A 480-nucleotide genomic window follows, 5' to 3' on the forward strand; every position below is an offset into this window, starting at 1 on the left:
TGTAAGCTTTATTCCAGCTACGATCATTTTCCTCAACGTATCAAGTTTTTCTTTCATAAAGGTTTGCAACATAAATTCTTCTTGAGAAGCACAAAAATAAGCAATAAACTCATTCATTACATCCTTATCCTTCTTAAACAATGGCTTTGTCTTATCATATTAAGTCTGCACCTCTACTTATAATTTTAAAGTATACATATATACTCGTCTAATTCTTAAAATTTAATATATCAGGACATATCATAGACAACATCTATAGATGGCATTCTCAATCCATTTCTACAGTTAAATGGAAATAACAAACGTGAAATCGTAACCATTTAAGGTTGAATCTTTGCTTTTACGTATAAAATTTGATCCAACGAATAATAAAGCGGCTATAGACTTATTAACGTTCATTGCATCCACGGAATACCGCTGTAAATACTTGTCATAGACCTGCTGATAGCTGTTGACAGTAGTTGTTAGATTTGATATAAT

The 480-nt window shown here is 30.8% G+C and carries 1 protein-coding gene; it reads right to left on the bottom strand.

Going from position 1 to position 480, the window contains the following annotated elements; all coding sequences use genetic code 11:
- Positions 1 to 285: 285 nt before the first annotated feature.
- The coding region (locus Psfp_RS22070; RefSeq protein WP_205079653.1) for a hypothetical protein at positions 286 to 480 on the bottom strand (195 nt) is incomplete at its 5' end.

Origin of the sequence: Pelotomaculum sp. FP (assembly GCF_004369245.1) — a bacterium.
GTDB lineage: Bacteria > Bacillota > Desulfotomaculia > Desulfotomaculales > Pelotomaculaceae > Pelotomaculum_C > Pelotomaculum_C schinkii.